Below are 20,469 nucleotides of genomic sequence, written 5' to 3' on the forward strand. Positions count from 1 at the left end.
GACTCCGCGTCAAGGGGCGGAAGGCCCTGCGCCTATCGTTGCTCCAGCGCTCAGTTAAAAGCACAGCCGAACCTGCCGCTCGCGTTAGGACAGCAAGGACAGCGATGCCCACCGACACCACCGCCTCCACGGGTCAGCAGCCCGGCAAGTCCGGCAGGAGAAAGGGGCGCAAAGCCCGACTCATCGTGCTCGTCCTGGTGCTGGCCCTCATCGGGGGTGTGGCGTACGGGTCGTACTGGTCCATCAGTACCGTCCGGGCCTCCTTCCCGCAGACCAAGGGCACCCTGACGCTGAAGGGGCTCTCGGGTCCCGTCGAGGTCAAACGCGACAACTACGGCATCCCGCAGATCTACGCGTCCTCCGACGCGGACCTGTTCATGGCGCAGGGCTACGTCCAGGCGCAGGACCGGTTCTACGAGATGGACGTCCGTCGCCACATGGCCTCCGGCCGGCTGTCGGAGATGTTCGGCAAGAGCCAGGTCGACAACGACGAGTTCCTGCGCACCCTCGGCTGGGACCGGGTCGCCAAGCAGGAGTACGACACCAAGCTGTCGGCCTCCACGAAGAAGTACCTCCAGGCGTACGCCCAGGGCGTCAACTCCTACCTCCAGGGCAAGGACGGCGAGGACATCTCCCTGGAGTACGCGGCGCTGGGCTTCACCAACGACTACAAGCCGCAGGCGTGGACCCCGGTCGACTCGATCTCCTGGCTGAAGGCGATGGCCTGGGACCTGCGCGGCAACATGCAGGACGAGATCGACCGCGCCCTGCTGACCAGCCGGCTCGGCCCGAAGCAGATCGCCGACCTGTACCCGCAGTACCCGTACAGCCGGAACAAGGCGATCGTCCAGGAGGGCCAGTACGACGAGCTGACGAGGGCGTTCGAGCCGGGCGGCACGGGCGGCACCTCCGGCACCTCCGGCGCGGGCGGGACCGGCGGCACCTCCACCGGCACCGCGTCGAGCGGCTCGGGTACGGGCGGCACCGGCTCGGGTACGGGCGGTACCGGCTCCGGCGCCTCGGGCACCGCGGGCCTGGACAGCCAGCTCGGCGGTCTGACCCGGGTCCTGGACGACCTCCCGCCGGCCGTCGGCGTGAACGGCGACGGCATCGGCTCCAACTCCTGGGTCGTCGGCGGGGCGCACACCATCACCGGCAAGCCGCTGCTGGCCAACGACCCGCACCTGTCGCCCTCCCTGCCGTCCGTCTGGTACCAGATGGGCCTGCACTGCCGCAGCGTCTCCAGCACCTGCCAGTACGACGTCAGCGGCTACACCTTCGCCGGCATGCCCGGCGTGATAATCGGTCACAACCAGGACATCGCCTGGGGCATGACCAACTCCGGCGTGGACGTCACGGACCTCTACCTGGAGAAGATCACCGGCAACGGCTACCTGTACGACGGCAAGGTCAAGCCCTTCGAGACCCGCGAGGAGACCATCAAGGTCGCCGGCGGCTCACCCAAGAAGATCGTCGTCCGCGAGACCAACAACGGCCCCCTGCTGTCCGACCGCGACGAGGAGCTCGTGAAGGTCGGCAAGAAGGCCACCGTCGACACCGCCGCACCCGACAGAGGCGACGGCTACGGCGTCGCGCTGCGCTGGACCGCCCTGCAGCCCGGCACCACCATGGACGCCGTCTTCGCCATGGACAAGGCGAAGAACTGGGGCGACTTCCGCAAGGCCGCGTCGCAGTTCGAGGTGCCCTCGCAGAACCTGATCTACGCCGACAACGAGAACCACATCGGCTACACGCTGCCCGGGAAGATCCCGATCCGCGCGAAGAACGACAACGGCTCCATCCCGGCGCCCGGCTGGGACCCCGAGTACCGCTGGACCGGCTACATCCCGCAGGACGCGCTGCCCTACGAGTACGACCCGGAGCGCGGCTACATCGTCACCGCCAACCAGGCCGTGATCGACCCGGACAAGTACCCCTACACGCTCACCGCCGACTGGGGTTACGGCGCGCGCAGCCAGCGGATCACCGACCTGATCCAGTCGAAGATCAAGGACGGCGGCAAGATCTCCACGGACGACATGCGCCAGATGCAGCTGGACAACAGCAGCGAGATCGCCCGGCTGCTGGTGCCCACGCTGCTGAAGATCGACCCGGAGAACAAGGACGTCCGCGAGGCGCAGAAGCTCCTGGAGGGCTGGGACTACACCCAGGACGCCGACTCGGCGGCGGCGGCCTACTTCAACGCCGTCTGGCGCAACATCCTCAAGCTCGCCTTCGGCAACAAACTGCCCAAGGAGCTGCGGCCCAAGGGCCAGTGCCTGTGGGTCGATCCGGTCAACAACACCGGCCCGGCCGACGAGGTCCAGAAGGTCCGCGAGTGCGGCCAGCGCGACCCCGACCAGGCGCAGCCGGACGGCGGCGACCGGTGGTTCGAGGTGGTCCGGCGGCTCATGGACCAGCCGGACAGCGACTGGTGGACCACCCCCGAGGTGCGCACCCGCCCCGCCGCCCACAACCGCGACGAGCTGTTCAAGCGGGCCATGATCGACGCCCGCTGGGAGCTGACCGCCAAGCTCGGCAAGGACATCGACTCCTGGAGCTGGGGCCGGCTGCACCGCCTGTTCCTGAAGAACCAGACCCTCGGCACGGCGGGCCCCGGTTTCATCAAGCGCGCGCTCAACCGTGGCCCCTGGGAGCTCAGCGGCGGCGAGGCCACGGTCAACGCGTCCGGCTGGAACGCGGCCGGCGGCTACGGGGTCGTGTGGGTGCCGTCCATGCGGATGGTGGTGAACCTCGGCGACCTGGACAAGTCGAAGTGGATCAACCTCACCGGCGCCTCCGGGCACGCCTACAGCGCCCACTACGTCGACCAGACCGACAAGTGGGCCGACGGCGAACTGCTGCCGTGGGCCTTCTCGGACCAGGCGGTCGAGAAGAGCACGGCCGACAAGCTGGTGCTCAAGCCGTGAGCCACTGACACCGGCAGGACGAGCGGCCCTCCACGCGCGCGTGGAGGGCCGTTTCGCGTCACGGCGCCGACCCGGCGGGGCGCCACCCTCCCCGTGCGGCGCCCCGCCAGGACGCCACCCCCTGCCAGGACGCCACCCCCTGCCAGGACGCCACCCCCTGCCAGGACTCCACCCTGGCAGCGCGGCGCCCCCGTCAGGACGCGTGCCCGAACCGCCGTACTCCCGACGGTGTCACCACCGCGTGCACCGGCCGGTCGTGCGGCTCCTCCGGGACGTGCCCGACGACCTCGGAGTCGTACAGCAGCACCACCAGGGCGGGATGAGCGCCCGCTCGCTCCAGTCGCGCGAGGACCCGGTCGTACGAGCCGCCGCCCCGCCCGAGCCGCATTCCGCGCTCGTCCACCGCGAGCCCCGGCAGCAGGACGGCGTCGGCGGTGGTCACGGCGTCCGGCCCGAGGCGCTCGCCCACGGGCTCCATCAGGGCCATCCTGCCGCCGTGCCGGACGGACGCGAGCGAGCCCTCGCCCTCGTACGCGCCCCAGTCGAGGTCGTTGTCGGGCAGCAGGACCGGAAGCAGCACGCGCACGCCCCGGGCACGCAGGGCGTCCAGGAGCGCGAGAGTGCCGGGTTCACTCCCCACGGAGACGTACGCCGCGACCGTGCCGGCCCCGGCCAACTCGGGCAGCTCCAGCGCCCGCCCGGCCAGGGCGGTCGACGTCTCCCGCAGGTCATCTGCCGTCAACCTGCTCCTCACCGCGAGGAACCCGCGCCGCAAACTCCGCTTGTCAGGCTCGCCCGGACGTGCGATAGGCCTCAATGGTTGCTCCCGTACCGTTGCAATACGCTCATATGAGCTCCTATGAACCGGAGCCGCAGATTCCATGCAAAGGCACCGGATAGGGTGGCCGACATGACTCAGCACCCTCGGATCAGCAAGGCTGTCATTCCCGCAGCAGGCCTCGGCACCCGGTTCCTGCCGGCCACCAAAGCCACTCCCAAGGAGATGCTGCCGGTCGTGGACAAGCCGGCGATCCAGTACGTGGTCGAGGAGGCGGTCGCCGCGGGTCTCGACGACGTCCTCATGGTGACGGGCCGCAACAAGCGCCCCCTCGAGGACCACTTCGACCGCAACTACGAGCTGGAGTCGGCTCTCCAGAAGAAGGGCGACGCCGGTCGCCTCGCCAAGGTGCAGGAGTCCAGCGACCTCGCGACCATGCACTACGTCCGCCAGGGCGACCCCAAGGGCCTCGGCCACGCCGTCCTGTGCGCCGCCCCGCACGTGGGCGACGAGCCCTTCGCGGTCCTCCTCGGCGACGACCTCATCGACCCCCGCGACCCGCTGCTGCAGCGCATGGTCGAGGTCCAGGAGCAGCGCGGCGGCAGCGTCATCGCGCTCATGGAGGTCGCCCCCGAGCAGATCCACCTCTACGGCTGCGCGGCCGTGGAGACCACGACGGACAGCGACGTCGTCCAGGTCAGCGGACTCGTCGAGAAGCCCGACCCGGCCGACGCACCCTCCAACTACGCCGTCATCGGCCGCTACGTCCTCGACCCGCACATCTTCGACATACTGCGCCGGACCGAGCCCGGCCGCGGCGGGGAGATCCAGCTCACCGACGCCCTCCAGCAGCTCGCCCAGGACGAGAAGATCGGCGGCCCGGTGCACGGCGTCGTCTTCAAGGGCCGCCGCTATGACACCGGCGACCGCGGCGACTACCTGCGTGCCATTGTCCGACTCGCATGCGAACGTGAAGACCTGGGCCCGGACTTCCGGACCTGGCTTCGCAGTTACGTAGCCGAGGAGATGTAGCACGTTGAGCAGCGCCGCGCCCCACGTCACCGGCCAGGACGACTTCGGCCCCGACCATCTGTGGTCGGTGGACGAGCACCTGGAGGACATCCTCGCCACCGTCCGGCCCCTGGAACCCATCGAGCTGCACCTGCTCGACGCCCAGGGCTGCGTCCTCGTCGAGGACATCACGGTGCCGGTGTCCCTGCCGCCCTTCGACAACAGCTCGATGGACGGCTACGCGGTACGGGTCGCGGACGTCGCGGGCGCGAGCGAGGAGTTCCCGGCGGCCCTGGAGGTCGTCGGGGACGTCGCCGCGGGCCAGGCCGACCTGCTCCACGTGGGCCCCGGCCAGGCCGCCCGCATCATGACCGGCGCCCCGCTGCCGTCCGGCGCCGAGGCGGTCGTGCCCGTCGAGTGGACCGACGGCGGTCTCGGCGAGGGCCCGGTGCACGGCATGCGCGCCCGCAGCCTCGGCCCCGAGGACGCCACCGGGCACGTGCACGTGTACCGCCCGGCCGAGGCACGCGCGCACGTGCGCGCGAAGGGCAGCGACGTGAAGGCCGGCGACCGCGCCCTGGAGGCCGGCACCGTCCTCGGCCCGCCCCAGATCTCCCTGCTCGCCGCGATCGGCCGCGGCACCGTCCGGGTACGCCCGCGCCCCCGCGTGGTGGTGCTCTCCACCGGCAGCGAACTGGTCCCGCCCGACACGGAACTGGGCACCGGTCAGATCTACGACTCCAACAGCTTCGCCCTCACCGCCGCCGCCCGCGACGCCGGCGCCATCGCCTACCGCGTGGGAGCCGTCGCCGACGACGCCGAGACCCTGCGCTCCACCATCGAGGACCAGCTGGTCCGCGCCGACCTGGTGGTGACCACCGGAGGCGTCAGCGTCGGCGCGTACGACGTGGTCAAGGAGGCCCTGTCGCACGTCGGCGACGAGGACGAGGCCGGCAGCGGCATCGACTTCCGCAAACTCGCCATGCAGCCCGGCAAGCCCCAGGGCTTCGGCTCCATCGGCCCCGACCACACCCCGCTGCTGGCCCTGCCCGGCAATCCGGTGTCGTCGTACGTCTCCTTCGAACTGTTCGTCCGCCCCGCGATCCGCACCCTCATGGGGCTGAAGGACGTCCACCGTCCGACGACCCGGGCGACCCTGTCCGCCGGCAGGGCACTGACCTCCCCGAAGGGCCGACGGCAGTTCCTGCGCGGCACCTACGCCGACGGCAAGGTCACGCCGGTCGGTGGCGCCGGGTCCCACCTGGTCGCCGCCCTCGCCCACGCGGACGCCCTGATCACCGTTCCCGAGGACACCGTCTCCGTCGAACCCGGCACCGAGGTCGAGGTGGTCCTGCTCGGCCGATAGCCGCTGGTTGGGGGTACCGTGTCGCGCACAACAGGCCCGTGCGCCGCACCGCGACGGGCCCGGACCGGGAGCGCCACACAGCATGAGCACGCAGGACCCACCCCCGCAGGACGGCCGTACGCCGGACCGGCTGACGCACATCGACGAGGCGGGCGCCGCCCGCATGGTCGACGTGTCGGAGAAGGACGTGACCGCGCGCACCGCCCGCGCCAGCGGACGCGTCCTCGTCTCGCCCCGTGTGATCGAGCTGCTGCGCGGCGAGGGTGTCCCGAAGGGCGACGCCCTCGCGACCGCGCGGATCGCGGGGATCATGGGCGCCAAACGCACCCCCGACCTGATCCCGCTCTGCCACCCGTTGTCGGTGTCCGGTGTGAAACTGGACCTGTCGGTCGCGGACGACGCCGTGGAGATCCTGGCCACCGTGAAGACGACGGACCGCACGGGTGTCGAGATGGAGGCCCTCACCGCGGTCTCCGTCGCCGCGCTCACCGTGATCGACATGGTCAAGGCGGTCGACAAGGGAGCGGTCATCACGGACGTACGGGTGGAGGAGAAGACGGGCGGCAAGTCGGGCGACTGGAGCCGGTCATGACGTATCGCGCTCTCGTCGTCACGGCCTCCAACCGGGCCGCCGCCGGGATCTACGAGGACAAGGGCGGCCCGCTGGTCTCCGACGGCCTGAAGGCCTTCGGCTTCGAGGTCGACGGCCCCCAGGTCGTCCCCGACGGCGACCCCGTGGAGGCGGCCCTGCGCGCCGGTGTCGACGCCGGCTACGACGTCATCGTCACCACCGGCGGCACGGGCATCTCGCCCACCGACCGCACGCCCGAGGCGACCCGCCGCGTGATCGACCACGAGGTGCCGGGCATCGCCGAGGCCATCCGGGCGTTCGGCCGCCCGAAGGTGCCGACGGCGGCGCTCTCCCGGGGCCTGGCCGGAGTGGCGGGCGGCACGCTGATCGTCAACCTGCCCGGCTCCAGCGGCGGCGTGAAGGACGGCCTCGCCGTCCTGGAGCCGCTGCTCGTCCATGCCGTCGAGCAGCTCCGGGGCGGCGACCACCCCAGACCCGGCAGTGGGGGTGCGAGCTGAACAGCCCATCCTGGCCCGTGGAGCTGGTGGACGGCGACATCGTCCTTCGGCCGATAAAGCTGCGCGACCAGCGGGCATGGCGCGAGGTCAACCGGCGCAACCGCGACTGGCTGCGCCCCTGGGAGGCGACGATCCCGCCGCCCGCACCGGGCGGGCCGATGACCCACCGCCCCACCTTCCGCCAGATGGTCCGCCATCTGAGGTCGGAGGCGAACGCGGGCCGGATGCTGCCCTTCGTCATCGAGTACCAGGGGCGGCTGGTCGGGCAGTTGACCGTCGCCGGGATCACCTGGGGCTCGATGTGCTCGGGGCACGTCGGGTACTGGGTGGACGAGTCGGTGGCCGGCCGCGGGGTGATGCCGACGTCGGTGGCGCTCGTCGTGGACCACTGTTTCCGCACCGTCGGACTGCACCGCATCGAAGTCTGCATTCGCCCGGAGAACGGGCCCAGCCGCCGGGTCGTGGAAAAACTCGGATTCCGCGAGGAGGGGCTGCGGCCGCGCTATCTCCACATCGACGGAGCATGGCGCGACCATCTCGTCTTCGCCCTGACGGCCGAGGAGGTGCCGGACGGCTTGCTGAAGCGCTGGCACCGAGCACGGTCGCAGAGCAACCCGGGAATGCGGCACCACCCCGGAAATTGAATACATGTTCGAAATTGATCGGCCGATGACCATCTCAGGGCAATGAATTCCCGGCCTGGGCGGTCTGCTGATCGCATCGGTCACAAAAAAAGTTCGAAATATCAGCCAGATCGTGCGACACACCGGCTCAATTGGCAGATGGCCTCACACAAACCCCTCTACGGTGTGAGACGTGAGCAGCAGCGGCCTCATCTACGCAGTCATCGTCGGGGCCTGGGCCGCCTACTTGGTGCCGATGTGGCTCCGTAGGCAGGACGAGCTGAACGAGGCCCGTCCGACGGAACGCTTCAGCACCGCCATCCGGCTGCTGTCCGGACGGGCGGGAATGGAGCGCCGGTACGCCAAGGACCTGCGGGCGCGCTCCACCGACGAGGGGGAGCAGGGCGCCGACAGGCCGGACGCCGTCACCGACTCGGTGGACGTCCGGGCCTTCGCCGTGTCCAAGACCCGTCCGCAGACCCAGGCACCCGTACCGTCGCCCGCCCCCGAGCAGCCGGCCCGGCCGGCGGCCCCCGAACCCCAGGCCCGGCAGTCGCCCGCACCCAACGCGGCGCGCTCCGGCCGCCCCCGCGAGCGGGTGCCCGCCGCCCGGCGCGGCCCCTCGGCACAGGCGGACCAGGCAGCCGCGGCACGAGCCCGGCGCTCGAAGGTCCTCGCGCGCCGCCGGCGTACCACCACCATGCTGTTCCTCGCCTTCACCCTCGGCGCGATCGTCGCCGCGGTCGGAGGGCTCGCGTTCCTGTGGGCCCCCGGCGTACCCGCGGTCATGCTCAGCGTCTACATCGCCTATCTCCGCTCCCAGGAGCGCCGCCGTTTCGCCTACCAGATGGACCGGCGGGCGGCCGAGGCCGCGGCCCAGCGCCTGCGGGAACGGCAGCGCCAGCCCCGCCGCCGCGCCCTGGCCGACGAGGAGAGCGACGAACCGGAGGAGGGACCCGAGTCGGTGGCCGACCCCGGCCTCTCGGCCCTCGCGGCCGACCGGCGCGCCCTCGTGGAACAGACCGACCACGCGGAGTGGGTCGACCAGCAGCGAGAGCGCCGTCGCCGGCCCGGCCAGGGCGGCGACAGCTGGGAGCCGGTGCCGGTCCCCCTGCCGACCTATGTGACGGCCCCGGTCGCCCCGCGGGCCACCAGCGACGTGGACCTGGGCGCCCCCGACACCTGGAGCTCGGCCCGGTCGAGCACGGTGAACCCGGACGCGCAGAACGACTCGGGCGCCGCCGGCCACCCGGGCGAGCCGCACCCGTCCGCCCAGGACGCCGGTGACGGCGACGGCGACGGAAGCGGCGACGCCCTCCCCCAGGCCCGGACGCGCTCGCGCGGGGCGACCCCCAGGGCGGCCTCCGCCCGGCGGGCCCGGGAGCGCGGCCGCACCCCGCTGTTCGACCAGTACGAGGACGGGGAGCGGCCCCGGGCCGCGAACGAGTAGCGCCGCGAAGCCGCAGGTGACCGCCCCTGGGGAACGGATTTCCAAGCAGGCCGATCGGGGTGCTAAAGTTTCACTCGTTGCAAGGGCCTGTGGCGCAGTCCGGTAGCGCACCTCGTTCGCATCGAGGGGGCCAGGGGTTCAAATCCCCTCAGGTCCACGCACAACCGTTCTTGAGTTGGCTCAAGGTCGGTTGACGAGATCCCGGCGATCATGATGATCGCTCGGGATCTTCGTCGTTTCCGGGGTCTGTTCGATGGCGTTCGGGGTGATGGACGTCGGTGGTCTACGGCTATGGCGGTGTCGCTGCCGGATCAGGCCCTGTTGAGCGCATGACGGTTGGCCCCGGGATGCCGGGGTCGGCATCGAGCCGGTGGCTGGGGATGGTCGTGTTCGAAAGCCGTGCCCGGCAAGCCGCTTGCAGGTCGCGCGGATCCTCTCCACCGCCGCCGTCCCGGCCTTGCCCTCCGTCGGGCGTCCCGGAGCAGCGGTGAGATCCCTGACGTAACGCCAAACCACGTAAGGCAGTTGGGAAGGTCGGCGGTGTCTCGATGCAGGAGAGCCCCGGCTCACGGTTCCGTGATGCCGTCGTGAAGCGGTGGCCCAGTGAAGTGGGCGTCTGTACCACTCAGCCGGTGAGCGGCGTGCGCAGGACGGACCGAGGCGAAGGCTGCGGTGAACTGGTCGAGCAGGGGCGCTGCGCAGGGGTGGGGGTCGCGACATGGCGTGATCGTGTAGATGCCGCGGGTCGGGGGATCGACCAGGCCCACGGTGGTGATGTCGGTTCGCAGTGCGCGCGTCAGCACCCCGGGTATCAGCGCGATGGCGTGGCCGGTTGCGACCAGGGCCAGCTTGCCGGGCAGATCGGCGGCGGTGAGGTCGATGCGGGCGCTGACTCCGGCACGGGCGGCGTGCTGGTGCAGGAGTGCCGCTGAGCCGTCGTTGTCCTCGACCCAGGTCTGGTCGGCCAGTGACTGCATGCGCACCGAGCCGCGCCCGGCCTGTGGATGGTCGACGGGCAGTGCGACGACCATGTCGTCCAGCCCGAGGAACCGGCGCTCGACCCGCGGGTCATGGGGCAGCCCTGGCGGTGCATCGGTGACGACGGCAACGTCGAGATCGCCGGTGGTCACACGGTGGTGCAGTTGTGCGCTCAAGCCGGGGAGCAGGCTCCACCGGATGGATCCGGTCTCCTTCTGCAGGGCCCGGACGGCCTCGGGGACGATCCCTGCGGCAAGAGAAGGTGTCGCGCCGACGGTCAGCGGCCGGTCGAACGCCCCGTCGCCGGTCTCCCGTGCGGCACGTACGGCGCGGTCGGCCTCGCTGAGCGTGGCCAGAGCGTGGTGCCGGAACACCTCACCGGCAGGCGTCGGACGCACACCGCGCGCATGGCGCTCCACCAGCGGCACGCCGAGCTGCCGCTCCAGGCCGGCGATCTGCCGGGAGACGGCCGACTGCGTGTGATGGAGCTCGGCGGCCGCCGCCGACAGAGACCCGAGCCGGCACACGGTCACGAAGGTCCGCCACACCGTCAGTTCCATGGCGCCAGTATGCCCAGCCGGTATGCGAACCCCGCAGGGCCGGCCTGCACGATCTGCGCTTGTCGCAGCCTTCGTGGTGCACCACTGTGGCGAGCATGACCACACCGCACACGATCGCCGTCCTCGGCCTGGGGCGCATGGGCGAGGCGATCGCGACACGACTGGCCACCCAGGGCTGGGACGTCGTCGGCTGGACACGCTCCGGGCGCACATCAGGCGCCGTCAAGACGACCGGCGATCCGAACGACGCCGTGGCCGACGCCGACCTCGTGGTCCTGGCGCTGTTCGACGGCCCGGCCTGCCGGCAGGTCCTCGACGATGTCCGTGGCTCGCTACGAACGGACACGATCGTACTGAACACCAGCACCATCGCCCCCGCCGAAGCATCGAGGCTGGCCCGGAAACTCGGCCCGGCCTACGTCCACGCGCCCGTACTCGGCTCTGTTCCGGCTGCCGCCGCCGGAACCCTGCAGATTCTTGCCGCCGCCTGCCAAGACGCACTTGATCGAGTCCGACCGGTTCTGGAAGCGCTGGGCACCATCCGGCACGTCGATGACGCCTCCACCGCCGCCGCGCTGAAGCTGATCGCCAACCACAGCCTCGCCGGCGCCGTCCTCGCGCTGCGCGACTCACTACGGCAAGCCGACGCCCTCGACCTGCCCCGTGCCCAGGTACTCGACGTCCTCGAACTCGGCCAACTCGGCGGGCTCGTGGCCCGCAAACGGCCCTTCCTCGCCGACCAGCCCGGCGCTGTCACGGCCGAATTCACCATCGGCGCGCTGGCCAAGGACATGGCTTTGCTGGCCGCCGCGTCCAACACCCCCTTGCGCAGCGCAGCCGGCCTGGCCGACACCCCTGCCGCCCCTGAGGCCGACATCGCGGTCGCCGCCACGGTCCCCGCCGTAGAAGACGCCGTACTCGAACCGCTCCGCGCCTACATCCGCGGACACTCCACCGGGGACCCCACCCACTTCAGCGACGCGTTCCTTCCCACTGCCCACATCGAGGGGCTCCGCGACGGCGCATTCGTCTCCTGGCGCCTGGACGAATACTGCGCTCTCTTCCCTGGCCGGCCGGCCCCGGACGAACCGACCCGCTCCCGCCGCATCGACGCCATCGACGTCCACGGCACCGTCGCGACCGCAACCATGACGCTCTCGCACGGCGCAGACACGTTCACCGACATCTTCCTGCTGGTCCGCACCGACGACAGTTGGCGTATCGCCAACAAGGCGTATCACCGCCACTCCTGAGGACGCCGGAAGCAATCATGCGCCGGATTCAGCGTCAAGCCCGGATCAGTCGTTCCGGGCCGAGGAGGTCGGTGTTGCACTGGCTGTTCCATCGGCGCATGACCAGGCGCCTCGCCTCGTGTGCGTCCCGCCCACCCGGCTGTGCCGGCTCAGCGTCGGTCTGTGGCTCGCGGATGCCCGGTGCCTGCGCAGGTGATCCAGGCGCGGTAGGTGTTTTCGCGGGCCTGCTGGGCGAGGCTCTCCCAGCCCTTGGCCGAGGCGGCGTCGGCGAAGCGGACTTCCCAGTGGCCGTCGGGTGCCGGGGGTGCGGCGCGGTCGCCGCGGCCCGCGGTCATGCGACGCACCGCGGGTCCGGTACCGGGCCGTGGTCTTCGCCGTGATCCCTGGTGAGTGCGGCGAGCAGTTCGGGGTCGGAGTAGACCTCGGCGGTGTGCTGCCAGGCGATGAGCAACTGGGCGACGGACGCGCTGTTGCCGATTGAGTCGGCGGCCCGCATGGTGTCGACCAGTTCGACGGCGAAGGCGTGGAGATCGGGCTCGGGAAGGAAGCGGACCCATGGGAATGCGTCCGGCAGTATGTCGAGGAGCAGTTCCATGCTGCCGGGCTCCCGGCGGGCCATCGCGGCCAGCATCCGGGTGGCTGCTGACACCACCGTCTGGTCCTGCTCGGCCCGTGCCGCGGTGGTGAGGACGAGATCCTCGCCGTCTCTGCGGTGCAAAAGCAGTCTCGGTGATTCCCGGAGCCGGGCAAGGGTCTGCTTGTTCTTGTTCACCAGCTCGGAGAAGTTCACGGCCGCGTCCTCAGGAAGAGGGGCGTGGGCAGCGGACCGGTCACGCACTCCTCGCGAGTGGCCGGACGACGGCGACCCGTCCCGTTCCCCTGGCGGCTGGGGAGCGATCTTCGGCAAAACGGGGACCGATCTTCGGAGCCTCTTGTCGGCCCAGCTCATCACTACTCGTGAACACCCCACGCAGCCCAGAGCCCGGTCGGGGAACCGACCGGGCTCTGACGTATGTTCAGGCCCCGACAGTGGGCGACGGGGCGGGCGGCGATGGCTCGCGCCGCGTGACACGGGCCACAGCCGGCCCGTCGCTGAGTGTCCGTCAGCCGGCCGGCCGAAGGTCCTTGGCGAAACACCGGCTCGCTTCGTGGTGGCGGTAATAGCCGAACTTGCCGCACGGCTCGTATCCGCTGGACGTGTACAGGGCTATGGCCTCCGGCTGCTTCGTGCCGGTCTCCAGGACCATGCGGCGGCGGCCCGCGGCGCGGGCGTCCTCCTCCAGGGCGGCCAGGACCCGCCGGGCCAGACCCCGTCCCCGCATGGCGTCGACCACGTACATGCGCTTGATTTCGGCGTCGCCGTCCAGGTTGCCCTCGCCGTTGCTGTCCTGGGTGCGCCAGCCGCCCGAGGCGACGGGGGTGCCGTGCTCGTCGTACGCGATCAGGTAGACGCCGTTCGGCGGGGCGAAGTCCGCGGCGGCCATGGGCGTGGCGTCGCCGTCGTCGCCGTAGCGGACGGCGTACTCGGCCTGGACCTGGTCGTTCAGCTTCATGGCGTCGGGGTGGTCGAAGGAGACCCGGCGTATGTGCATGGCCGCTACCGTATTCGATCCGGAACTGGACCTCGTCCAGTGTGCCGGTATCGTGCCGGGGTGCTCACTGTGACCTCTGTGAATGTGAACGGGCTGCGTGCCGCCGCGAAGAAGGGCTTCGTGGAGTGGCTCGCCGGCACCGAAGCCGATGTGCTGTGCCTGCAGGAGGTGCGCGCCGAGCCGGAGCAGCTGCCGGAGCACGTCCGTGCGCCCGAGGGGTGGCACGTGGTGCACGCGCCGGCCGCCGCCAAGGGCCGGGCCGGGGTGTCCCTGTACAGCCGCCGCGAGCCCGACCGGGTCCGGATCGGGTTCGGCTCGGAAGAGTTCGACGGCAGCGGGCGGTACGTGGAGATCGACCTCCCGGGGGTCACCGTGGCGTCCCTCTACCTGCCCTCCGGCGAGGTCGGCACCGAGCGGCAGGACGAGAAGGAACGCTTCATGGGCGAGTTCCTCGTCCACCTGAAGGGGCTACGGGAGCGTGCGGCCGCCGACGGGCGCGAGGTGCTCGTCTGCGGCGACTGGAACATCGCCCACCAGCGGGCCGACCTGAAGAACTGGCGCGGCAACCAGAAGAGCTCCGGCTTCCTGCCCGAGGAGCGCGAGTGGCTCGGCCAAGTGCTCGACCCGGCCGACGGCGGCTACGTCGACGTCGTACGCGCCCTGCACCCGGACGTCGAGGGGCCGTACTCGTGGTGGTCGTACCGGGGGCGGGCCTTCGATCGGGATACGGGGTGGCGGATCGATCTCGCCGTCGCGACCCCGGGGCTCGCGGAGAGGGCGGTCAAGGCGTTTGTGGAGCGGGCCGCCAGCCATGACGAACGGTGGTCGGATCACGCGCCCGTGACGGTCGTCTTCGACAGGTGACACGGGTGGGGGCGCGCCGACACTCGGTACACGCCCCCATGTGCCGTAGGGCGGATCAGGGCCGCGACGCGATCGTGAAGGTCAGCCGTGAGGTATCGGGCCCGGCCAGTCGCTCCGGTCCACCGCCCGACCGTCCCTTGGTGACCGTGACGCGAACTCCGTCCCTGAGGAGCTGTCCCCGGGTCACCTCACCGTCCGTGGCGAACGCCTCGCGGTAGCGGCTGACGGTGTACTCGTCGAGCCAGTCGGCACGAATGCCAGCGGGAGCTGGGCAGGTCACGCCGCGGGCAGGCGCACGGCAGACGTAGTCACCGTACGCATATGCCTTCCAGGCGGCGAAGTACATGCGGCCACTGCATCCGGTGCAGTGCGCGACCCCGATGAGCAGCGACGTCTCCCGACCCTTGGGGTGGGTGCCGTTCGAGCGGGCGCTGAGGGCGTCCTGGAGCGCCCGGAACTCGTCCTCAGTGAGAAGCGGTGGGCCGATCAGCACGGGTGAGCCCTCAGCGTCACGGACGGTCATTCCCTTGTGGACCCGGTGGCCCATGAGTGCCGGGGTACGGAGGATCTTGCACAGGCTGCCTGCTGTCCAACGGAAACGCTCGAAGTCGCGCCCGTGGCGTCGCCCACCCGGGGGGGGGCGCCCCTGAAGCTGGGCGTGGCGATCGCGTGGCACCAGGACGCCCGCGGTCTCGAGTTTGTGAGCGATGGCCACCAGGGACAGTCCCGAGTGGACGTCGTCCACGATCGCGCGGACGACGGTGACGGTCTCCGGGTCGGGAGCCAGACACCACCCGATGCCAGAGGGGTGCGGTGCCTTCTTGTACCCGAACGGAACCAGGCCCCCGCCGTATCGGCCAGTGGCTCGCAGCACTTCGTGGGCGCTGGTGAGACGAGCGGAAATGGCGCGGGTCTCTTGTTCCGCGGCGTAGGCCAGATTCATGCAATGGCGGATTGCGTCGCCGTCGGCCTGCGGTGTGACCCCCAGCGGCTGACCTGTCTCGAGCGTCGTAGAGCACTGCCGGCTCCACTCGAGCAACTCGGACATGTGGGCCACCGAGCGGACGGCGCGATCGACGTGCGACCACAGGATGGCTTCGTATGCGTCCGGGCGCCGCAGCCAGGTCGACAAAGCAGGCCTTTCGAAGGGCGACATCGTGCGCGCGGGCACGCCGAGGTCGGAGGCTTCGGCGATCAATGTGAAGCCCAGCCGCTGGGCGCACCGCTGGATCGAGGTGCGCTGTCTGCCGGGTGACGTGGTCACTTCGGTCAGATGGCTGAGACGCACGGCTCCCAGAGCTCGTGGATGTCCGGCCTGAGCCGAAGCCGGTTGTGAAGACTGAGGACTACGCTTGAGCACGTCGACGCTCCAGGTAAGGGTCGGCCATACCCCGGGGCTGGTCGCACAGCCGCCGGGGCCTTTTCGATCTCACTCTGGGAGTGCGAACGCGGTTTCGCCGGTGACCGTCTGGAAAGTGCCTCGATGGAGTGCATGTGTCTGAAGTGCTGGACAGTTGAGATGTGTGGCGCCTTCAGCGGCTATGCCTGGTTTCGCATCCTCCGGTCCAGCGCCAGGGAAAGTTCCGCCTCCACCACGCTGCGGGCCAGGGGGCGTAGGCGGGGGAGGTCCTGGGCGGAGGTGTGGCGCAGGACCAGGTCGGTGAAGAGGTCGGCGAGGGCGTCGGCGTGGGTGCGGACCTGCTGGGCGGCGCGGAGGACCTCCTCGAGGGGGATGCCCTCGTGGACCAGGGCCGATGAGACGTCCAGCAGGCGGCGGCTGATGTGGACGATCTCCTCGCCGTCGGTGCCGAGGTAGCCGAGTTCCATCGCGGCGGCGAGGTTCTCCGGGGTGGCCTCGCCCGCGTAGCGGTCGGCGAGCTCCTCGGGGGTGAGGCGGATGGGCTCCTCCTCGGTGGGGCCGCCGACGCCGAGCAGGTCGCCGACGTCCCGGCCGTGGTCGAAGGCCTCCGCCAGTTCCGCGATGCCGTTGAGGGTGTGGCCGCGTTCCAGCAGGGCCGTGATCGTGCGCAGCCGGGCCAGGTGATGGTCGTCGTACCAGGCGATGCGGCCCTCGCGGCGGGGTGGCGGGATCAGTTTGCGTTCGCGGTAGAAGCGCAGGGTGCGCACCGTGATCCCGGCGAGCCGGGCCAGCTCTTCCATGCGGTATTCACGCTTCTCGGCCACCTGGGCACCTTAAGGCGTACTGCGGGTAACTTCCGTGTCCCGCCCCCTACCCATCAGTACGCCGCTGCCCTACGCTCCCATTGCGCCAGTGTTCACTGGCACGGTTCTCGTGGTGCGTGGAGGTGTCGGCATGGGCGAGCGCGAGCATGTGCGGGTCGCGGTGGTCGGGTCCGGGTTCGGCGGGCTGGGGGCCGCGGTGCGGCTGCGCCGCGAGGGTGTCACCGACTTCGTCGTCCTGGAGCGGGCGAGCAGTGTGGGCGGCACCTGGCGGGACAACAGCTACCCGGGATGCCGGTGTGACGTGCCCTCGCACCTCTACTCGTTCTCCTTCGCGCCCCATCCCGACTGGCCGCGCACCTTCTCGGGGCAGGAGCACATCCGCGCCTATCTGGAGCACGTGACGGACGTGTTCCGGCTGCGGCCGCACATCCGCTTCGACTCGGAGGTGAAGCGGATGACCTGGAACGCCGAGCGGCTGTGCTGGGACATCGAGACCAGCAGCGGGAACCTGTCGGCGGACCTGGTCGTGTCGGCGACGGGGCCGCTGTCCGACCCGAAGGTGCCGGACATCCCCGGGCTGGAGTCCTTCCCGGGCAAGGTGTTCCACTCGGCCCGCTGGGACCACGACTACGACCTGCGTGGCAAGCGCGTCGCGATGGTGGGGACGGGTGCCTCGGCCGCCCAGATCGTGCCGTCGATCCAGCCCGACGTCTCGCGGCTCACCCTGTTCCAGCGCACGGCGCCCTGGGTGATGCCCCGCATGGACCGGGCGATCAGCGACATCGAGCGGTGGGTGCACCGGCGGCTGCCCTTCACCTCGCAGGTGCGGCGCGGACTGCTGTGGGGCATCCGAGAGGTGCAGGTCCAGGCGTTCACCAAGCATCCGGGGCAGCTCGGGCTCGTCGAGGACATGGCCCGGCGCAACATGGCCCGGTCCATCAAGGATCCGGCCCTGCGGGCGAAGCTGACCCCGGACTACCGCATCGGCTGCAAGCGGATCCTGCTGTCCAGCGACTACTACCCGGCGCTCGCGCAGCCGAATGTGGACGTGATCGCGAGCGGGCTGACCGAGGTCCGCGGTTCGACCCTCGTCGCCGCCGACGGCAGCGAGGCCGAGGTGGACGCGATCGTCTTCGGTACCGGCTTCCACGTCACCGACATGCCCATCGCCGAACGGGTCGTGGGCGCCGACGGGCGGACCCTCGCCGAGACGTGGAAGGGCGGCATGGAGGCCCTGCGCGGCGCCTCGGCGGCCGGCTTCCCCAACTGGATGACGGTCATCGGGCCCAACACCGGCCTCGGGAACTCCTCGATGATCCTCATGATCGAGTCCCAGCTGAACTACCTCGCCGACTACGTCCGCCAGCTCGACGTCCTGGGCGGCCGGGTCGCCCTCGACGCCCGCCCGGACGCCGTGCGCACCTGGAACGACCGGGTGCAGGAGCGCATGAAGCGCACCGTGTGGAACACCGGCGGCTGCACCAGCTGGTACCTCGACGCGAGCGGCCGCAACACCACCATCTGGCCCGGCACGACCGGGGAGTTCCGCCGGGCGACGCGGCGGGTGGACCTCGCGGAGTACGAGGTCCTGCGGGCGCCCGCGGTGAAGAAGACCACCGCCGCGGAGAAGGCCGGGGTGGACGCGTGAGCCGCCTCCTGCTCCCCCAAGCTCTCGGCTTCGCTCGAGCAGGGGGGACCCCCTTCGACTCCGGCCCCTACGCCCCGCCCGCCCCGGCGCGCGAGCTGACCGCCGTCTCCGCCGACGGGGCCCGGCTGCACGTCGAGATCCACGGGCCCGAGGGCGCCCCCGCCGTCGTCCTCGCCCACGGCTGGACCTGTTCCACCGCCTTCTGGGCGGCGCAGCTGCGTGACCTGGCCGCCGACCACCGCGTCATCGCCTACGACCAGCGCGGCCACGGCCGCAGCCCCGCGAGCCCCGCGTGCAGCTCCGACGCGCTCGCCGACGACCTGGAAGCGGTTCTCGAGGCCGCCCTCGCGCCCGGCGAACAGGCCGTGATCGCGGGGCACTCCATGGGCGGGATGACCGTGATGGCGGCCTCCGCAAGAGCCGCCTTCCGGGCGCACGCGGCCGCCGTCCTGCTGTGCAGCACGGGCAGTTCGCAGTTGGTCGCGGCCTCCACCGTCGTACCGATGCGTGCCGGGCGGGTGCGGACCTGGCTGACCCGGCGGATCCTGGGCTCCCGCGCACCGCTCGGGCCGGTCACGCCGCTCGCCCGCCGGATCCTCAAGTACGGCACGATGGGCCCCGGTTCGGCCCCGCACATGATCGACGCGTGTGCCCGGATCGTGCACGCCTGCCCCCGCAAGGTCCGCCACTCCTGGTCGCAGGTGCTGGACCTGCTCGACCTCGACCACGGCGTGCGCGAGTTGGACGTGCCCACGGCCGTGCTCGTCGGTACGGCGGACCGGCTGACGCCGCCGGTGCAGGCCCGGGCCCTGGCCGCCGCCCTGCCGCACTGCACCGGGCTCGTCGAACTGCCCGGCATCGGCCACATGACGCCCGTCGAGGCGCCCGACCTGGTCAGCGGCACCATCCGGGAACTCGCCGCCGCACACATCCCCGTCGCGACCGAGGAGAGCGCATGAGCAGGGTGAGCCTTGAGGGCAAGGTTGCCGTGGTGACCGGAGCGGCGCGCGGTGTCGGGGAGTTGCTGGCCCGCAAACTGTCGGCGCGTGGTGTGAAGGTGGCGCTGGTGGGCCTGGAGCCGGACGTGCTCAAGGAGGTCTCCGGCCGGCTGCACAGCGACAGCGACCACTGGCACGCGGACGTCACCGACCACGAGGCGATGGCCCGTGTGGCGCGCGAGGTCGAGGAGCGCTTCGGCCGGGTCGACATCGTCGTCGCCAACGCCGGCGTCGCCACCGGAGGGCCGTTCGCGGACTCCGACCCGGAGTCCTGGCGGCGGGTGATCGAGGTGAACCTGATCGGTTCTGCGGTGACCGCCCGGGCCTTCCTGCCGCTGCTGACGCGGAGCAGGGGCTATCTGCTGCAGATCGCCTCCCTCGCGGCGATCACCCCGGCGCCGATGATGACCGCGTACTGCGCGTCCAAGTCGGGCGTGGAGGCGTACGCGCACAGCCTGCGGGCCGAGGTCGGGCACCGGGGCGTGAAGGTGGGCGTCGGGTATCTGTCGTGGACCGACACCGACATGGTGCGCGGGGCCGACCAGGACGACGTCATGCGGGAGTTGAGGCAGCGGCTGCCCTGGCCGTCCAACAAGACGTACCCGCTGGGGCCGGCCGTGGACCGGCTCGTGGAGGGGATCGAGCGCACGTCGAGCCATGTGTACGGGCAGTGGTGGCTGCGCGGGATGCAGGGCGTGCGCGGCTACCTGCCCGCGGTCATCGGGACGGTGGGCCAGCGCGAGATGCGGCGGTTCGCGGACCGGCTGACGGGCATGCGCACGGGCCTCGTCGGGGCCGGGGGAGCGGCCGACGAACAGCAGCGCGCTACGCTCCGTAAGTGATCGACATGCGCAGCGTCACGGCCCGTGTGAATCTGATCGAGCCAGATCCCCTCACCCCCAACGGGAGTGAACCCACATGGGTATGAAGGACCAGTTCCAGGAGAAGTCCGAGCAGTGGCAGAACCAGGCTCGCCAGAAGGCGGACCAGGCTCGCGAGCAGATGCAGGGCCGCGGTCGCCGGCGCGACGAGGACATGGACCCCTCGCAGCCGCAGCGCGACCGTGAGCGCTCGGAGCCGCAGCGCGACCGTGAGCGTGAGCGTGACCAGGAGGACCGCTTCGACCAGGACTACGACGCCTGACG

Annotated in this window: 20 protein-coding genes and 1 tRNA gene; 14 read left to right on the forward strand and 7 right to left on the reverse strand. The window is 70.9% G+C overall.

Translation table 11 applies throughout. From position 1 onward, the window contains the following. Positions 1-104: 104 nt before the first annotated feature. Positions 105-2,930: a penicillin acylase family protein gene (locus tag AB0B29_RS10755; RefSeq protein ID WP_362236788.1), complete on the forward strand. Its 2,826-nt coding sequence runs from the start codon at positions 105-107 to the stop codon at positions 2,928-2,930. Between the two features lie 193 nt (positions 2,931-3,123). Here the strand turns inward: AB0B29_RS10755 and AB0B29_RS10760 are convergent, their stop codons facing one another. Next, the gene (locus AB0B29_RS10760) at positions 3,124-3,672 is read right to left on the reverse strand and encodes a 5-formyltetrahydrofolate cyclo-ligase (RefSeq protein ID WP_436845823.1); all 549 of its coding nucleotides are present in this window, start codon (positions 3,670-3,672) and stop codon (positions 3,124-3,126) included. A 168-nt stretch (positions 3,673-3,840) separates the two neighbouring features. On the opposite strand from AB0B29_RS10760, the gene galU reads away from it, so the two are divergent. From galU to AB0B29_RS10795, 7 genes are all read left to right on the forward strand, one after another. Beyond that, the gene (gene galU / locus AB0B29_RS10765; RefSeq protein WP_362236793.1) at positions 3,841-4,740 is read left to right on the forward strand and encodes a UTP--glucose-1-phosphate uridylyltransferase GalU; all 900 of its coding nucleotides are present in this window, start codon (positions 3,841-3,843) and stop codon (positions 4,738-4,740) included. A 4-nt stretch (positions 4,741-4,744) separates the two neighbouring features. Then, positions 4,745-6,085: a molybdotransferase-like divisome protein Glp gene (gene glp / locus AB0B29_RS10770; protein WP_362236795.1), complete on the forward strand. Its 1,341-nt coding sequence runs from the start codon at positions 4,745-4,747 to the stop codon at positions 6,083-6,085. An 82-nt stretch (positions 6,086-6,167) separates the two neighbouring features. Further along, a complete protein-coding gene (moaC, locus tag AB0B29_RS10775; protein ID WP_104780145.1) occupies positions 6,168-6,677 on the forward strand; it encodes a cyclic pyranopterin monophosphate synthase MoaC in 510 nt (169 codons plus the stop codon). Beyond that, entirely contained in the window at positions 6,674-7,174 is a 501-nt protein-coding gene (locus AB0B29_RS10780; RefSeq protein ID WP_362236798.1) for a MogA/MoaB family molybdenum cofactor biosynthesis protein, read from the forward strand. Before moaC ends, AB0B29_RS10780 begins: the two co-directional genes overlap by 4 nt. 26 nt (positions 7,175-7,200) lie before the next feature. Beyond that, positions 7,201-7,818 carry a GNAT family N-acetyltransferase gene (locus AB0B29_RS10785; RefSeq protein ID WP_362237258.1) on the forward strand — a complete coding sequence of 206 codons (618 nt, stop codon included), beginning with the start codon at positions 7,201-7,203 and terminating at the stop codon, positions 7,816-7,818. Positions 7,819-7,990: 172 nt separating this feature from the next. Further along, positions 7,991-9,247, forward strand: coding sequence for a divisome protein SepX/GlpR (sepX, locus tag AB0B29_RS10790; protein ID WP_362236801.1), 1,257 nt, complete (start codon positions 7,991-7,993; stop codon positions 9,245-9,247). 83 nt (positions 9,248-9,330) lie between these two features. Continuing rightward, positions 9,331-9,404, forward strand: a tRNA-Ala gene (locus AB0B29_RS10795). A 409-nt stretch (positions 9,405-9,813) separates the two neighbouring features. On the opposite strand, the gene AB0B29_RS10800 is transcribed toward AB0B29_RS10795, so the two are convergent. After that, complete coding sequence (locus AB0B29_RS10800) at positions 9,814-10,785, reverse strand: LysR family transcriptional regulator (protein WP_362236803.1); 972 nt, start codon at positions 10,783-10,785, stop codon at positions 9,814-9,816. Between the two features lie 86 nt (positions 10,786-10,871). Here AB0B29_RS10800 and AB0B29_RS10805 point away from each other — a divergent pair, with 86 nt between their 5' ends. Continuing rightward, positions 10,872-12,038, forward strand: coding sequence for a nuclear transport factor 2 family protein (locus tag AB0B29_RS10805; RefSeq protein WP_436845832.1), 1,167 nt, complete (start codon positions 10,872-10,874; stop codon positions 12,036-12,038). A 149-nt stretch (positions 12,039-12,187) separates the two neighbouring features. Here AB0B29_RS10805 and AB0B29_RS10810 read toward each other — a convergent pair whose 3' ends face one another. The 3 genes from AB0B29_RS10810 to AB0B29_RS10820 all read right to left on the reverse strand — a co-directional run bounded on the left by AB0B29_RS10810 (position 12,188) and on the right by AB0B29_RS10820 (position 13,630). Beyond that, the gene (locus AB0B29_RS10810; protein WP_362236808.1) at positions 12,188-12,373 is read right to left on the reverse strand and encodes a hypothetical protein; all 186 of its coding nucleotides are present in this window, start codon (positions 12,371-12,373) and stop codon (positions 12,188-12,190) included. Further along, positions 12,370-12,828, reverse strand: coding sequence for a hypothetical protein (locus tag AB0B29_RS10815; protein ID WP_362236811.1), 459 nt, complete (start codon positions 12,826-12,828; stop codon positions 12,370-12,372). The genes AB0B29_RS10810 and AB0B29_RS10815 overlap by 4 nt, the downstream gene beginning before the upstream one ends. A gap of 313 nt (positions 12,829-13,141) precedes the next feature. After that, positions 13,142-13,630: a GNAT family N-acetyltransferase gene (locus AB0B29_RS10820; protein ID WP_362236814.1), complete on the reverse strand. Its 489-nt coding sequence runs from the start codon at positions 13,628-13,630 to the stop codon at positions 13,142-13,144. A gap of 39 nt (positions 13,631-13,669) precedes the next feature. Here AB0B29_RS10820 and AB0B29_RS10825 point away from each other — a divergent pair, with 39 nt between their 5' ends. Next, the gene (locus AB0B29_RS10825) at positions 13,670-14,494 is read left to right on the forward strand and encodes an exodeoxyribonuclease III (RefSeq protein WP_362236817.1); all 825 of its coding nucleotides are present in this window, start codon (positions 13,670-13,672) and stop codon (positions 14,492-14,494) included. Positions 14,495-14,549: 55 nt separating this feature from the next. Here the strand turns inward: AB0B29_RS10825 and AB0B29_RS10830 are convergent, their stop codons facing one another. Both AB0B29_RS10830 and AB0B29_RS10835 read right to left on the reverse strand, forming a co-directional pair. After that, a complete protein-coding gene (locus tag AB0B29_RS10830; RefSeq protein ID WP_362236819.1) occupies positions 14,550-15,782 on the reverse strand; it encodes a recombinase family protein in 1,233 nt (410 codons plus the stop codon). A 251-nt stretch (positions 15,783-16,033) separates the two neighbouring features. Then, entirely contained in the window at positions 16,034-16,678 is a 645-nt protein-coding gene (locus tag AB0B29_RS10835; protein ID WP_362236822.1) for a MerR family transcriptional regulator, read from the reverse strand. Between the two features lie 130 nt (positions 16,679-16,808). Between AB0B29_RS10835 and AB0B29_RS10840 the strand changes: the two genes are divergently transcribed. The 4 genes from AB0B29_RS10840 to AB0B29_RS10855 all read left to right on the forward strand — a co-directional run bounded on the left by AB0B29_RS10840 (position 16,809) and on the right by AB0B29_RS10855 (position 20,467). Further along, positions 16,809-18,326 carry a flavin-containing monooxygenase gene (locus AB0B29_RS10840; RefSeq protein ID WP_362236825.1) on the forward strand — a complete coding sequence of 506 codons (1,518 nt, stop codon included), beginning with the start codon at positions 16,809-16,811 and terminating at the stop codon, positions 18,324-18,326. Between the two features lie 8 nt (positions 18,327-18,334). Next, positions 18,335-19,285 carry an alpha/beta fold hydrolase gene (locus AB0B29_RS10845; RefSeq protein WP_362237261.1) on the forward strand — a complete coding sequence of 317 codons (951 nt, stop codon included), beginning with the start codon at positions 18,335-18,337 and terminating at the stop codon, positions 19,283-19,285. Continuing rightward, positions 19,282-20,166: an SDR family oxidoreductase gene (locus AB0B29_RS10850; RefSeq protein WP_362236827.1), complete on the forward strand. Its 885-nt coding sequence runs from the start codon at positions 19,282-19,284 to the stop codon at positions 20,164-20,166. Before AB0B29_RS10845 ends, AB0B29_RS10850 begins: the two co-directional genes overlap by 4 nt. A 76-nt stretch (positions 20,167-20,242) precedes the next feature. After that, positions 20,243-20,467: a hypothetical protein gene (locus tag AB0B29_RS10855; protein WP_104780154.1), complete on the forward strand. Its 225-nt coding sequence runs from the start codon at positions 20,243-20,245 to the stop codon at positions 20,465-20,467. The last annotated feature ends 2 nt before the right edge of the window (positions 20,468-20,469 follow it).

Source organism: Streptomyces tibetensis (assembly GCF_040647715.1).
Lineage (GTDB): Bacteria > Actinomycetota > Actinomycetes > Streptomycetales > Streptomycetaceae > Streptomyces > Streptomyces tibetensis_A.